Here is a 14,429-nt window from a genome sequence, read left to right on the forward strand (position 1 = left end):
CCTTGAGGATGGCGTGCTCGGCGAGCACGCCGAGCCGGCCGTCCTCCATTGCGTCGGGGCCGAACGCGGCGGCCAGGTGGCCGACCTCGCGGCGTGCGAGGTGCAGCGGCGGTCGGTCCGCGCAGTTCGCCAGGAGCACGCCTCCGGGCCGCAGCACGCGGTGCGCGGCGGCGGCGAAGCCGGCGTCGGCCAGGTGGTCGGGGGTGCGGTCCCCGGCGAAGACGTCGCGCACGACGACGTCGAACGACCCCGGCGCCAGGGAGGCGAGGGCGTGGCCCGCGTCGTCCGCCCGCAGCCGCAGCCGGGGCGCCCGCGGCAGCGCGAACCAGCCGCGGACGAGCTCGAGGAGCCGGGCGGGGACGGCGACGCCGAGCTGGCGCGAGTCCGGGCGCTCGTGCTCGACGTACCGGGCCAGCGCGCACCCGGCCGCGCCGAGGTGCAGCACGCGCAGCGGGCCGGCGGGTAGGCCGGCCAGCACCGCGGCCATCTGCTGCATGTACTCGAAGGACAGGAAGCCGGGGTCGGCGAGGTCGAGGGCGGAGCTGGGCACGCCGTTGACGTGCAGCGTCACGCGGTCCGGGTGGTCGGGGTCGCGCTCGACGCGGGCCGTGCCCGTGTCGATCGGCACCTCGCCGACCGGGAGTGTCGGTGCGTCGGTGGATGCTGGGTGGCGTCGGCCGGACCGGCGGTCGGGGCGGGAGCCGCCTCGGGAGGTGCGGGACATGGGCCCAGTCTCCCCGTTCGGCGGCCGGCGCCGGACCTCGGGTCCGGCGGTTGACAGGAATCGAACAGGTGTTCGACACTGGTCGGACGCGGGGAAGGCCGCGGAGCACGGGAGGTGCAGGATGTCGGCTCGCACGGGATCTGCCAGGGCGACGGGCGGTCGTGGCCCGGCCGGCGTGGGCGTGCTGCCCCCGAGCCCCGAGGTGACGAGGCTGCTGGACCGCTCGGACGCCGAGCTCGCCGAGGCGTCGACGGCGACCGACCCGGCGGACCGGTTCGTGCACGCGCACCTCGCCGCACTGCGCGCGGCGGCCGCGGTCGTCGCGCTGCGGGGCCGCCCCTCGTCGCGATCCCGGGCGCGGTCGGTCTGGGACATGCTGGCGCTCGTGGAGCCGGACCTCGCCGCCTGGTCCGGGTACTTCGCCTCGGGGGCACGGGTGCGGGCGGCCGTCGAGGCGGGGCTCGAGCCCGAGGTCGACGCCCGTCGTGCCGCAGAGCTGGTCGCGTGCGCAGAGGACTTCCGCGACGAGGTCGGCCTGCTGGTCGACCCGCGCGCCGGGTTCGCCCGGCCGCTCGCGGTCGCGCCGGCGGCGTCGTGAGCAGAGGCCCGCGGTCCGCGGAGGCGTTCCGCGACTGGGGCTCGGACGAGTCGGGCACGTCCGTGCTCCACGTCGACATGGACGCGTTCTTCGCGTCCTGCGAGCTCGTGCGCCGGCCGGAGCTGCGCGGGCGGCCCGTGATCGTCGGCGGCCGGGAACGGGGCGTGGTCCTCGCGGCGACCTACGAGGCCCGGGCGTTCGGGGTCCGGTCGGCGATGTCCATGGCGGCAGGGCTGCGGCTGTGCCCGCAGGCGGTCGTCGTGCCCCCGGACCACCGGCTGTACCACGACGTGTCCGAGTCGGTGATGGAGCTGTTGTCCACGATCACGCCGATCGTGGAGCGGATCTCCGTCGACGAGGCCTTCCTCGACGTGAGCGGGGCGCGCCGTCGGCTCGGGCCGCCGACGCGGATCGCGGCGCGGCTGCGCGAGCAGGTCCGCGCGGAGCACGGGATCACGTGCTCGGTCGGCGTCGCGCAGAACAAGTTCGTCGCGAAGCTCGCCTCGACCCACGCCAAGCCCGACGGGATGATGCTGGTGCCGGCGGACGCCACGGTGTCCTTCCTGCGCACCCTGCCGGTGGGCGCGCTGTGGGGCGTGGGGGAGAAGACGGAGGCGGCGCTCGCCCGGTGGGGCATCACCACGGTCGCGGAGCTCGCCGACACCGACGTGCCCACCCTGCAGGCGGCGATCGGGTCCGTGGCCGGTGCGCACCTGCACGATCTGGCCTGGGGGCGGGACCCGCGGCCCGTCGTCCCGGGGCACGAGGAGCGCAGCGTGGGGGCGGAGACCACGTTCGAGCGCGACCTGTGGGACCTGGGCGAGGTGGAGCAGCGGATGCTGCTCCTCGCGGACCGTGTCGCGGCCAGGATGCGTCACCAGGGCGTCGTGGCGCGCACCGTCGCGGTCAAGGTGCGCACCAGCGACTTCCGCACGCTGACCCGGTCGCGCACGCTCGCCGGGGCCACCGACGTCGCGCGGGAGATCTACCTCGTCGCACGGGAGCTCCTGCATGCCGCGGACCTGCGCGGGCTGCCCGTACGGCTGATCGGCGTGCGCGGAGAGAACCTGCAGGTCAGGTCCGGTCTGGCGGAGCAGGTGACCCTCGACGAGGCCGTGGATCCGCGCCAGGAGGCGCGGCGGGAGGCCGAGCTCGCCCTCGACGCGGTGCGGGAGCGGTTCGGGAGCTCGGCGATCACGCTCGGTGCCGCCTCGGGTCGCCGCCGAGGTTCACCCTCGTCGACTACCGCGCCGGGCAGCGCGGGCATATCCTGAGGGCGTTACCGTTCCACCGCGAGACCCGGGGGGACTCGATGCCACTGTCCGAGTACGAGCAGCGAGTGCTGGAGCAGATGGAGCGCGCGCTGAGCAGCGACGACCCCCGTCTGGCCAACACCCTGCAGCAGGCGCGCCGCCGGTCGCCCCTGCGGTATGTCCTGGCCGGCGTAGGAGTCGTCGCGGGGCTGTTGCTTCTCGTGCTCGGTGCCGCGCGGTCGGAGGCCTGGGTCGGCGTCGCCGGCTTCGTCCTCATGTTCGCCGGAGTCGCGTACGCGTTCGCTGCGCCCCGCCGGTCGAAGTCCGGCCCCACAGGCGTCGTCCGCCCCGACGGCACCGTCGACCCGACGACCAATCCCGACCGGGCGCGCGCCGGTCAGACGGCCCCCCGCCCCGCCCCCGCGGCGAAGAAGGAGGGCTTCCTGTCCCGGCTCGAGGAGCGTTGGGAGCGACGTCGCGACCAGGGTCGCTGAGGCCCGGCTCCGGGGCGCCGCGCCGGCGTCCGGCACCGCGCACCACCTGAACACCGCGAGAGCCCGACCGGTCCACCGACCGGCCGGGCTCTCGCGTGTCCTGGCACGTGCATCCCCGGGCCGGGACCCGGAGGCCGGAGTCCCGACGAGGTCGGTCCGGACGGGTGCCGTCGGGCTGGAGGGACCTGACCGGCTTCGCCGGGTCAGCGTGCGCCGAGCGTCTCGCCGAGCCCTGCGGTCACGGTGTCGGTGAGCCGTTCCAGCTCGTCCTGCTCGGGGGCGTCCGGCTCGCGCGCGTACCGGCTCGACTCGGCCGCTCCGGCGAGCGTCGTCAGGTCCTCGAGCACCTCGGGTGGCAGGGCCCGGCCGGACCTGGCGGTCACCGCGGAGGCGATCGCCTCGGGCGCGCGGCGGAGCGTCGTGTCCGGCGGGAGGCGCACGCCCTCGGACGCGAGGGCGGCGAGCACCTGCTGCCAGGCGAGCTCGGGGTCCAGGTCCTGCGAGGCGCGTCGGCGTCGTGCCAGGAGGAACACCAGCCCGCCGGCGAGCAGGACGATGAGGGAGCCGGCCGTGATCCACACCCAGGCGGGGAGCCCGGTGTCGACGATCGGCGTGGCGGTCACCGCGGTCGAGGCCGTGGGCGTCGCGTCGTCCGTGGCGGTGGCGTCCGACGTGGGCCGGTGGTCGCGGAGGTCGTTGGACGTCGGCGCCGGCGCGGGCTGCCCCTGCACGCGCGGTGTCGTGTACGACGGCGCGGAGCCGGTCTGCTGCGCCGGGGTGGGCTCGAACCGTACCCACCCGCTGCCGGGGAAGTAGACCTCGGGCCAGGCGTGGGAGTCCTGGCCGGTGATCTCCCAGGTGGTGTCGCCGGTGCGGTCGCCGGGCAGGTAGCCCACGGCGATGCGCGCGGGGATGCCGAGGGACCGCGCCATGACCACCATCGTCGTGGCGAACTGGATGCAGTACCCCGTGCGGTTCTGCAGGAAGTCCCAGACCGGGTCGCCGGTGCCGCCGCGCGGGATCGTCGTCGAGTAGGTGAACCGGGTCGGGTCGCGCAGCCAGCGCTGCAGGGCCACCGCCTGGTCGTACACCGTGTCGGCGTCGTCGACCACCTCGCGTGCCGCCTGCTCCACGTCCGCCGCGTGCGCCGTCTCCGGCACCTGCGTGTAGATCGGGTCGAGGTCGGCGGGCGGGGCCTCCCGCAGCCGGTCGGGGGTCAGCTCGCGCTCGTGCACGGTGAGCGTGTAGGAGTCGCCGGCGCCGGTGAGGCCGCCCACGACCTCGTCGCGGACCGGGTCGTAGCCCCAGCTCCCGCCCGCGTCCTGGGCGTCGACCGCGCGGGGGTCGATGGAGAGGGGGAGCTTGTCGTCCCGCAGCTCGCCGACGTCGAGGGCCACCGAGCGGACGGGGCCCTTCCCCGACGGCGGGTCGTCCGGCCACAGGACGTCGTCGGCGGTGAAGTCGCGGCCGGCGCGCTCCTCCCCGCGCTGCCAGCGGCGCCCGTCGAAGGCGGTGGCGGTGTAGCTGCGCAGGGGGCCGACGTCCGCGTCGGACCCGGTGTCGTAGGTGAGGACCACGGAGCTCGAGCGCTCGGTGAGGCTGCGCAGGATGTCGAGGTCCTCGGAGAGCCGGATCGTGTCGCCCGTCGTCGTGAAGGCGCGGTACCAGCCGGCGGGCCCGCCGGGCAGGGCGGCCGACGCGCTGCCGACGAGGCCCGCGACGATGGCGAGGACGGCGGCGGCCGCCGTCGTGGCCACGGCGCGGGAGCGCTCCGCGCGCCGCACCGGGGCGGGGGTGCGTTCCTGCCGCCGCGTGCGCGCCGCGAGCGGCCCGTCGAGGGTGAGGAGCAGCAGGAGGGCGGTGACGGTCACCACGAACACGCCCCACGGGACCCGTCCGGTGAGGACGAGGGGAGGCGCCCAGAGGGCGAGCAGCGGCAGGCCCACCGCGGCGGGCCGCCGCAGCGCCCCCGCGATCGCGTCCGCGAGCAGGAGCACCACGAGGGTGCCGCCCACCGCGAGCAGGCCGATCGGCACGCTGCCGGCGACGGGGGCGACCTCCGTGCGCGCGATCTCGCCGGCCTCGCCCAGCCTGGCCACCACGCGCGCGACGTGCTCGGGAGTGACGAAGAACGTCGGGTCGGCCGTGGGCCCGCCGAAGCGGGCCAGCACGAACCACGCGGCGACGACGCTGCCGAGGAGGCTGGGCCACGCGGACCCCGTCTCGCGGGCGCGGCGGCCCCGGGCGCGGGCGCGCCGCTCGAGGACCACCCGCGTCGTGACCGTCGTCGCGCTGACGAGGACGATGCCCACCAGCCCGGCGCGCGTCCAGCCGCCGGGCACCACGATGCTGGTGAGCGCGAGCATCGACGCCGCGACGGCGACGGCGACGAGCACCCCGGAGGCGATGGTGCGGGCGGTCGGGCCCGCGTGGGCGGGGATCATGCGATCCCCTCGGCGAGCAGCGCCCAGGCGCGGTCGGGCGGCGTCCCGGGCGGGCAGGTCGCGACCCGCCAGCCCGCGGCCCGCAGGTCGCCCACGACGGTCTCGGCGCCCGTCAGCGCGGCGGCGTCGCGCGTGCGCGCCTCGGGGGCGGCGACGACGAGCGCCCAGCAGGTGCCCTCGACGCCGAGCTCGGCGATCTCCCGCAGGGCCGCCCCCGGCTGCGACCCGAGCACCGCCACGAGCACCTCGTCCTGCGACCGGTTGGCACGGAGGGCCCGGACGGTCTCCAGGACGGCGCGCTCGGCGTCGGCCGCGCCACGATGCCCGTGCAGGTCGACGGTCGAGTCGAGGATCGTCGCGCGGCCGGTACGGGCGCCGGCCGCGAACGGCACGGGCGCGGGACCGGTGCCCGTGGGCACCAGGCGGGCGGGGTGCCCCGCCTCGAGGAAGGACACGGCGATCGAGGCCGCGAGCTCCACGGCCAGCTCGCCCTCCGCGTGCGTGCGGACGCCGCGCGAGGACGGCCAGACGCCGGTGCGGGGGTCGAGGGGCGGCGGGAGGAGGGACCGGTCCAGGAGCACGGTCACCGGCCGCACGCCGGCGCTCTCGTCCGCGCGGACCATGAGCCGGCCCTGCCGGGCCGAGCCGGCCCAGTGCACGCGACGGGGGTCGTCGCCGGGGACGTACTCGCGGAGCACGGAGTCGTCGGTCGAGGCGAACCGTGCGCCGGTGGCGGCGCGGTCGACCTCGCCGAGGACGCGGGTCCGCGTGGGCAGCTCGACGGTGCGCGGCCAGACGGCCACCTTCGTGGCGACGCCGAGGGGCTGGGTCGTGCGGACGAGCCCGAAGGCGTCGGTCCTCGTGGTGAGCAGCGGGCCGAGCGGCCAGCGCCCGCGCCGCGAGGGGGTGAGCGCGTAGGAGACGGCGATGCGGTCCGGGTGCGCTGTCACGCGGGCGCGGATGCCGTGCGGCCCCGCGAGCTCGTGCGCCGCCTGCTCGGAGAGCTTCAGCCGCGCGAGCCGCTCGTAGGCGGCGCCGGTGCGGGCCCGGGCGCCCACGACGAGGCGGACGGACGCGATCTGGTCGCGCACCACCGGGTTCGGCGTGAGCTCGCGCGTGACGACGAGGGCCCCGCGGCCGGCGTCGAGCCGTTGCGTGCCCATGAGCGCCCACGCGAGCAGGACCGCCAGCACGGCGGCCGCGCCGAGACCCACGACGTCGGGCAGCTCGAGGAACGCCCCGAGGGCCGCGAGCACGAGGCCCGCGACCAGCAGGGCCGTGCCGCGGCGGGTCGGGCGGACCCGGGTGAGGCGGCGCATCGCGGGGTGCGCATCGTCCCGCGGGGCGGCGCCAGGGGAGGTCGGGCCGGTCGCGCCGGCCTCGGCACGGCCCGGGTTGGGCCGGACGGCGGCGTCGTCGCCGGTCATGGTCGGTGCCCTACCGGCCGCGCGAGGGGCGTGCGTACGACCCGGCGGGCGGGAGCGCGGACACCGCGCGGCCGCCGGGCACGTCCGTGCGCCGGACGATCTCCTCGACGACGTGCTCGGGCGTCACGCCGCCGAGCCGGGACTCGGTGCTGAGGATGAGCCGGTGCGCGAGGACGGGGACCGCCAGGCCCTGGACGTCATCGGGGAGCACGTGCTCGCGGCCCGCCATGGCGGCGACGGCCTTCGCCGCGCGCAGGAGCTGCAGCGAGGCGCGCGGGGACGCGCCCAGGCGCAGGCCCTCGTGGCCGCGCGTCGCGCCGACCAGGTCGAGGACGTACTGCTTCACGGGCGCGGAGGCGTACACGGCGCGCACGACCTCGGCGTACCGCACCATGTCGTCCCCCGTCGTGACGGGGGACAGATGCGCGAGCGGGTCGGCGGACTCCTGCCGGTCGAGCATCTGCATCTCGGCGTCCGTGTCGGGGTAGCCGACCGTGAGACGGGCCATGAAGCGGTCGCGCTGCGCCTCGGGCAGCGGGTACGTGCCCTCCATCTCCACGGGGTTCTGGGTGGCGACGACGAGGAACGGTCGCGGCAGCACGTGCGTGGTGCCGTCGATCGTCGTCTGGCCCTCCTCCATGCACTCCAGGAGCGCCGACTGTGTCTTCGGCGAGGCGCGGTTGATCTCGTCGCCGATGACGACGTTGTTGAACACCGGGCCGGGCCGGAACTCGAAGTCGTGGGTGGCCGTCCGGAAGATGTTGACGCCCGTGAGGTCGCTCGGCAGCAGGTCGGGGGTGAACTGGATGCGCCCGACGCGGCAGTCGATGCTCCGGGCCAGCGCCTTGGCGAGGGTCGTCTTGCCGACTCCGGGGACGTCCTCGATCAACAGGTGACCCTCGGCGAGGAGGACGGCGACGGTGATCTCGGCGAGGCCGGGGCGACCCGAGACGACGGAGTCGACCGCCTCCCGCACCCGCGTGGTGGCGGCGACGAGCGCGTCGAGGTCGCGTGCCAGGGCGACCGGGTCGGCCCCTTCCGCGCGGAGGCCCCGAGCCGCGGTGCCCTCCGTCTCCGTGCGTGCGCCGGCGAGCGTGGGGGAGACGGGTTCTGGGTGCACGGGTGACCTCCGGTTCACGTGCTCGTGACGGTCCTCGCAGCCTAGTGGAATCGCGGCCCACCGTGATCACGATCACTCGGTTCACCCGCTCCACGTTCCTCCACGACCCGCCCCGCGACCGCCGTGCCGGCCCCGGAGGGGCGCGGGAGCCGCGTCACCCCGCCCCTGTCAGCGTGTGCGGCGCCGGCGGCGGCGCGGTTCCTCCACCGCCCTCCACCGGGCCCTCCACCACGCTCCGGAGCCCTGACCTGGGGCGATGTGTGCGGACTGTGAGGGGAGCGGGTGAGATGGGGAGAACTGCCCGTCCTTTGCCGCGCCCGGTGGAGCAAAGTGGAGTAGCGTGGAGGATGCGGGAGCGCGAGGGGAGGTGCGAGCCGTGGCAGGTCTGGAGGACACGTTTCCGGGAGCCGGGCTGCTGCTTGGCACCTACACCCCCAAGCTCGACGAGAAGGGCCGCCTGATCCTCCCCGCGAAGTTCCGGGCCCGACTCGCTCCCGGCCTCGTCATGACGAGGGGGCAGGAGCGCTGCCTCTTCCTCCTCCCCATGGACGAGTTCGGCCGCATGTACGAGCAGGTGCGGCAGGCTCCCGTGACCAGCCGGCAGGCGCGCGACTATCTCCGCGTGTTCCTGTCGGGTGCGAGCGACGAGCTGCCGGACAAGCAGGGGCGGGTCGTCATCCCGGCCGCCCTGCGCGCGTACGCCGGTCTCGACCGGGACGTCGCCGTGATCGGCGCCGGGACCCGCGTGGAGATCTGGGACCGGAGCACCTGGGAGACCTACCTGGCCGAGCAGGAGTCGTCGTACTCCGAGACGTCCGAGCAGATCTTCCCCGACCTGCAGTTCTGACCGACCACAACCGCACAGCAGCACCGACGCCCTCCACGGGGCGTCACCGGGCCCCGCACGACGAGGCCTCCTCCCGCAAGGGTCTGGCGCACTTCCCCGGCGCCAGAACGGCGCGGAGGGAGACCTGGCCGGGCGGGGCCCGAGCACCACAGGCAGACGAACGACGATCGACGAGAGGGGGCCACCGATGACGACACCGGACGACGCGCGGCCGACGGGCGACCGTCACCTGCCCGTGCTGCTCCAGCGGTGCGTCGACCTCCTCGCGCCCGCGCTCGCTGAGCCGGGCAGCGTGCTGGTCGACTGCACGCTGGGCATGGGCGGGCACACCGAGGCCGTGCTGGAGCAGGTCCCCACGGCCCGGGTCGTGGGCATCGACCGCGACACGCAGGCGCTGCGGCTCGCGGGGGAGCGGCTGGGCCGGTTCGGCGAGCGGTTCACGCCCGTGCACGCGGTCTACGACGAGATCGGCGACGTCGTCGCGGACCTCGGGCTCGACGGCGTGCAAGGCGTCCTCATGGACCTCGGGGTGTCCTCGCTCCAGCTGGACGAGGCCGACCGCGGCTTCGCGTACGCGCAGGACGCCCCGCTCGACATGCGGATGGACCAGACGCGCGGCGTGACGGCCGCCGACGTCCTCAACACCTACGACGAGCGCGCCATCGCGCGGCTGCTGCGGGAGTACGGCGAGGAGCGGTTCGCGCCGCGCATCGCCCGGTCGATCGTGCGGCGCCGCGAGGAGCGCCCCTGGGAGCGGACGGGCGAGCTCGCCGACCTGGTGCGCGCGTCCATCCCGGCCGCCGCACGGCGGACGGGCGGCAACCCGTCGAAGCGGACGTTCCAGGCCCTGCGGATCGAGGTGAACGGCGAGCTCGAGGTGCTCGAGCGTGCCGTCCCGGCCGCGATCGAGGCCCTGGCCGTCGGCGGGCGGATCGTCGTCGAGGCCTACCAGTCCCTGGAGGACCGCATCGTGAAGCGGGCCCTGGCGCGGGGGACGACGTCGAGCGCCCCGCCGGGCCTGCCCGTCGAGCCGGAGACGCACAAGCCGTACCTCGAGGCCCTCACCCGGGGCGCCGAGGAGGCCGACGAGGCGGAGCTGGAGCGCAACCCGCGCGCTGCCTCGGTGCGCCTGCGCGCCGCGCGCCGCGTCCGCCCCACCCCCGACCACCTGCGCACGACCACGCGTCCGACCACGACGCGCACCACCAAGGAGGACCGCCGATGAGCGCCCTGCGTGCCCCCGCCACCCCCGGGACCCGTCCCTCAGCGGCACCCCGCCGCGCGCCGCTGACCTCGCTGCCGGGCGGTGCGGCCGACCGGGGGCGCCGGCTCGACGCGGTCCGGGCCCCGCTCCAGGCGACGTCGGGTGTGCCCTTCCTCGTGCTGTGCGCGCTCATCCTGGCCGGGGCGCTGCTCGCGGCCCTGCTCCTGAACACCACGATGGCGCGCGGGTCCTACGAGGCGGCGCGGCTGCAGGCCCAGGTCGGCCAGGTCGCCCAGGACGTGCAGGGCAAGCAGGAGGACCTGCGGGCGGCGGAGGCGTCCCTCGCGAAGCGGGCGACCGACCTCGGCATGGTCCCGGCGCAGGACCCGACGATGATCAGCATCGAGAAGCGCGCCACCGTCGGCATCGGCGAGGGTGGCGCGAAGGCGGGCGGCACCGCCGGGTCCCGGTGAGCGAGCGGCGCACGTCCTCGTCCTCGTCCTCGTCGTCGCGCGGCGCGGGTCGTGGATCGGGGCAGGGATCGGCGGCCGGGCGTGCGACACGCCCGGCCTCGGGTCGCCCGGGGCGGGCGGCCGCCCCGCAGACTCGAGGAGTGAGCTCCTCCCGCACCTCGTCCGGCACCTCCGCGCGGTCCGCGGGCCGCAACGCGAACCCGGCGACGCCGCGGGGCGCGTCCGGGACGTCGCGGGGCGCCGGCGGCCGGCCGACGACCGCGCGGCGCACGGGCTCGAGCGCCGTCCGACCGGCGGGCGGGCGTGCCCCCGCCCGTGGCTCCGGGACCCCGCCGCGCCCGCGTCCGGGCTCCGGGACCCGGGGCGGCCCGGGCGACCCGAGCCGCCGGCAGCGGTGGATCATGGTCCTGGCGGCGCTCGTCCTGACCGTGTTCGTCGGGCGGCTCGTCCAGGTGCAGATCTTCCAGGGCCCGGCCCTGGCGGCGAAGGCGCAGAAGGAACGGACCACGCAGTCGGTCGAGATCGCGCACCGCGGGGACATCGTCGACGCGAACGGCCGCGTGCTCGCGACCTCGGTGGACCGCTACACGATCTCGGCCGACACTAAGGCGATCCAGGGCTTCCGCGGCGGGCAGCGCGCGGACACGGAGACCGGCAAGGCGGTCCAGGACGGCGCGCTGGGGATCGCCCAGCTCCTCGCTCCCGTCCTCGACGCCCAGCCGGCCGAGCTCGCCGCGAAGCTGAACGGCAACGACCGGTACGTGATCCTCAAGCGGGACGCGGTCCCGGAGATGCAGCGGGCCGTCACCAAGCTGCAGCTGCAGGCCTACATCCGCACCGACCTCACGTCGCGGCGCACGTACCCGGCAGGGGTCGTCGCCGGCACGCTGGTGGGCTACGTCGACCGCGACCAGGTGGGCCAGGGCGGGCTCGAGCGCGCCTACGACGACGTGCTCGCGGGCACGGACGGCAAGGTCACCTACGAGCGCGGCCGCGACGGCGTCCAGATCCCGAACTCCGAGCAGGACTCCACCCCGGCGGTCCCGGGGAGCGACGTCCGTCTCACCATCGACTCCGACGTGCAGTGGAAGGCCGAGGAGCTCATCGACGACGCCGTGTCGTCGTCGGGCGCGAAGTACGGCATCGCCGTGGTGCAGGACGTGCGCAACGGCACCGTGCTGGCGGTGGCGGACTCGGGCGACGTGGACCCGAACGACCGGTCGACGTCGGCGGTGGCCAACGGCTCGCGCGCCGTGAAGGACGTGTTCGAGCCCGGGTCGACGGGCAAGGTCATCACGATGGCCGCCGCGCTGGAGGGCGGCTACTGGAAGCCCGACAGCCAGTTCACGGTGCCGTACCGCTACACCGCCCCGAACGGTGAGACGTTCAAGGACTCGCACGAGCACCCCGTGCAGCAGCTCACGCTCGCGGGCGTCCTGGCGCACTCGTCGAACACGGGCACGGTGCAGATCGGCGAGAAGATCCCCGAGCAGGTCCGGTACGACTACCTGCGCAAGTTCGGGTTCGGGGAGCAGACGGGGCTGGGTCTGCCGGGGGAGTCCGCCGGCATCCTGCCGAGCAAGCAGAGCTTCGCGCACGACGCCCGCACGCCGTACACGATCCTGTTCGGCCAGGGCGTGGCCGTCAACGCGATGCAGGCCACGCAGGTCTTCTCCACGGTCGCGAACGGCGGCGTCCGGGTCGAGCCCAGCATCTACGCCGGGACCACGGCGCCGGACGGCACGTTCACGCCCGCGGCGGCCCCCCAGAAGACCCGCGTGATCTCGGAGAAGACGTCGACCTCCCTGATGCGCATGATGGAGTCCGTCACGGGGGAGGAGGGCACCGCGGCCAACGCGCGGGTGCCCGGCTACCGCGTCGCCGGCAAGACGGGCACCGCCCAGATGTGGCTGCCCGGCGGCGGGACCACCTACATGGCGTCGTTCATCGGCGTCGCCCCGGCGGAGGACCCGCGCTACACGGTGTCCGTCTTCCTGCGCAGCCCGCAGTCGTCGATCTACGGCGGCGTGGTCGCCGCGCCGGTGTTCAGCGACCTCATGGGCTACACCCTGCAGAAGATGGACGTGCCCCCGAGCACGAAGCCGTCCGACCCCTACGACCTCACCTGGTGAGCCCGGCGCCGATCGCCCGCGGGGCGGCCGTGACGGTCGTCATGCCCGGCACGTCCCGTGCCGGGCGGGCAGCGAGCAGACGGTAGGTTCTTCTCCGTGACATCCCCGCTTCCCCGTATCCGGCCCGCGGGCACGACGCCCCGACGGGTGCGGGACCTCGCCCTGACCTTCGGGCTCGAGGTGACGACGCCGGCAGGACCGCAGGACGGGCCCCGGACGCAGGTCCCCGCCGACGTCGTCGTCACCTCGGTCGCGTCCGACAACCGCGTCGTCGCCGACGGCGACCTGTTCGTCGCGCTCCCGGGAGCCCACGCGCACGGCGCGCGGTTCGCCGCCGACGCGGTGTCGCGCGGCGCCCGCGCCGTGCTCACCGACGCGGCCGGCGCCGCCGCCCTCGCGGCCGGGCCGGACGCGCTCGACCGCGCGGTGCCCGTGCTCGTCGCCGCGGACCCGCGCGCGGTCCTCGGCCCCGTCGCGGCGTGGGTCTACGGCGAGCCGGCCGAGCACCTCATGACGTTCGGCGTGACCGGCACCAACGGCAAGACCACCACGACCTACCAGGTGGACCACCTCCTGCGCGCCCTGGGCTGGACGGGTGGCCTGATCGGCACGGTCGAGATGCGCGCGGGCGACCGCGTGCTGCCGAGCCGGCTGACCACGCCCGAGGCCGCCGACCTGCAGGCGCTGCTCGCCGCCATGTGCGAGGACGAGGTGCGCACGCTGGCGATGGAGGTCTCGTCGCACTCGCTGTCCATGCACCGCGTGGACGGCATCGAGTTCGGCGTCGTCGGGTTCACCAACCTCAGCCAGGACCACCTCGACTTCCACGGCGACCTGCAGTCCTACTTCGCGGCGAAGGCGTCGCTGTTCACGCCCGAGCACGCACGCCGCGGCGTCGTCGTGGTCGACGACGTGTGGGGCGAGCGGATGGCGGCGGCCGCGCAGGTGCCCGTCGCGACGCTGCGGACCCGCGCGGCCCGCGACGGCGAGGCCGGCGCGGACTGGACCGTCACCGACGTCGCCCCGCACGGCACCGGCTCGGCCTTCACGCTCACGCACGCCGACGGGCGCTCCCTGCGCACGTCGACCTCGCTGCCCGGCGCCTTCAACGTGGCGAACGCCGCGCTGGCCGTCGCGATGGTGCTCGAGGGCGGCGCGCACGTCGAGGACGTCGCCGAGGCGCTCGCCGGCGCGGACGGCCTGTCGGCCGTGGTCCCCGGCCGCATGGAGGTCGTCGGGGCGGGCGGCGACGGGCACCCGCGCGTCGTCGTGGACTTCGCGCACAACACCGAGGCCCTCGAGCTCGCGCTCGCCGCGCTGCGCCCGACGACGGCCGGCCGGCTGGTCGTCGTCTTCGGCGCGACCGGTGACCGGGACAAGGGCAAGCGGCCCGCGATGGGCGCCGCAGCCGCCGCCGGCGCGGACGTCGTCGTCGTGACCGACGACGACCCGCACGGCGAGGACCCGGCCGCGGTGCGCGCCGTGGTGCTCGAGGGCGCCCGCGCGGCGGCGGACGCCGCCGGCGCGGCGGGGCGCGACGTCGTGCTGAGCGAGGTCGCGCCCCGCGCGGCCGCGATCGAGACGGCCGTCCTCGACGCGGGTGCCGACGACACGGTCCTGGTCGCGGGACGAGGCCACGAGACCATCCAGGAGGTCGCGGGGGTCGACCTCGAGCTCGACGACCGGGAAGAGGCCCGCCGCGCGCTGCAGCGG

Annotated in this window: 12 protein-coding genes; 8 read left to right on the forward strand and 4 right to left on the reverse strand. The window is 75.8% G+C overall.

Features of this window, described 5'->3' with window-relative positions; all coding sequences use genetic code 11:
• Window positions 1–628 (reverse strand): spermidine synthase (locus ACFU5J_RS21410; protein WP_430580064.1); only part of this gene is annotated, 628 nt, incomplete at its 3' end.
• Between the two features lie 271 nt (window positions 629–899).
• Here ACFU5J_RS21410 and ACFU5J_RS21415 point away from each other — a divergent pair.
• The 3 genes from ACFU5J_RS21415 to ACFU5J_RS21425 are packed head-to-tail and all read left to right on the forward strand — an operon-like array spanning window position 900 to window position 3,069.
• Entirely contained in the window at window positions 900–1,322 is a 423-nt protein-coding gene (locus ACFU5J_RS21415; RefSeq protein ID WP_430580065.1) for an SAV_6107 family HEPN domain-containing protein, read from the forward strand.
• Entirely contained in the window at window positions 1,319–2,596 is a 1,278-nt protein-coding gene (locus ACFU5J_RS21420; RefSeq protein ID WP_430575239.1) for a DNA polymerase IV, read from the forward strand. The genes ACFU5J_RS21415 and ACFU5J_RS21420 overlap by 4 nt, the downstream gene beginning before the upstream one ends.
• Before the next feature lie 38 nt (window positions 2,597–2,634).
• A complete protein-coding gene (locus ACFU5J_RS21425; RefSeq protein ID WP_430580066.1) occupies window positions 2,635–3,069 on the forward strand; it encodes a DUF3040 domain-containing protein in 435 nt (144 codons plus the stop codon).
• 203 nt (window positions 3,070–3,272) lie between these two features.
• On the opposite strand, the gene ACFU5J_RS21430 is transcribed toward ACFU5J_RS21425, so the two are convergent.
• From ACFU5J_RS21430 to ACFU5J_RS21440, 3 genes are read right to left on the reverse strand one after another with little or no spacing between them, the layout of a single operon-like run.
• Entirely contained in the window at window positions 3,273–5,513 is a 2,241-nt protein-coding gene (locus ACFU5J_RS21430) for a transglutaminaseTgpA domain-containing protein (RefSeq protein ID WP_430575241.1), read from the reverse strand.
• Window positions 5,510–6,940, reverse strand: a complete 1,431-nt coding sequence (locus ACFU5J_RS21435; RefSeq protein WP_430580067.1) for a DUF58 domain-containing protein — start codon at window positions 6,938–6,940, stop codon at window positions 5,510–5,512. Before ACFU5J_RS21435 ends, ACFU5J_RS21430 begins: the two co-directional genes overlap by 4 nt.
• Before the next feature lie 10 nt (window positions 6,941–6,950).
• Window positions 6,951–8,060, reverse strand: a complete 1,110-nt coding sequence (locus ACFU5J_RS21440; protein ID WP_430575243.1) for an AAA family ATPase — start codon at window positions 8,058–8,060, stop codon at window positions 6,951–6,953.
• 412 nt (window positions 8,061–8,472) lie between these two features.
• Here ACFU5J_RS21440 and mraZ point away from each other — a divergent pair, with 412 nt between their 5' ends.
• The 5 genes from mraZ to ACFU5J_RS21465 all read left to right on the forward strand — a co-directional run.
• Window positions 8,473–8,907, forward strand: a complete 435-nt coding sequence (mraZ, locus tag ACFU5J_RS21445; protein ID WP_430575380.1) for a division/cell wall cluster transcriptional repressor MraZ — start codon at window positions 8,473–8,475, stop codon at window positions 8,905–8,907.
• A gap of 187 nt (window positions 8,908–9,094) precedes the next feature.
• On the forward strand, window positions 9,095–10,132 hold the full coding sequence (gene rsmH, locus ACFU5J_RS21450; protein WP_430575244.1) for a 16S rRNA (cytosine(1402)-N(4))-methyltransferase RsmH: 1,038 nt from the start codon (window positions 9,095–9,097) through the stop codon (window positions 10,130–10,132).
• Complete coding sequence (locus tag ACFU5J_RS21455) at window positions 10,129–10,584, forward strand: hypothetical protein (RefSeq protein ID WP_430580068.1); 456 nt, start codon at window positions 10,129–10,131, stop codon at window positions 10,582–10,584. Before rsmH ends, ACFU5J_RS21455 begins: the two co-directional genes overlap by 4 nt.
• Before the next feature lie 140 nt (window positions 10,585–10,724).
• Window positions 10,725–12,716 (forward strand): peptidoglycan D,D-transpeptidase FtsI family protein, encoded by a 1,992-nt coding sequence (locus tag ACFU5J_RS21460; protein ID WP_430580069.1) that lies wholly within the window; start codon window positions 10,725–10,727, stop codon window positions 12,714–12,716.
• 96 nt (window positions 12,717–12,812) lie between these two features.
• Window positions 12,813–14,429, forward strand: a 1,617-nt coding sequence (locus tag ACFU5J_RS21465; RefSeq protein WP_430580070.1) for a UDP-N-acetylmuramoyl-L-alanyl-D-glutamate--2,6-diaminopimelate ligase, incomplete at its 3' end; no start/stop codon positions are given.

The sequence above is a fragment of the Isoptericola sp. NPDC057559 genome, assembly GCF_042801555.1.
GTDB lineage: Bacteria > Actinomycetota > Actinomycetes > Actinomycetales > Cellulomonadaceae > Isoptericola.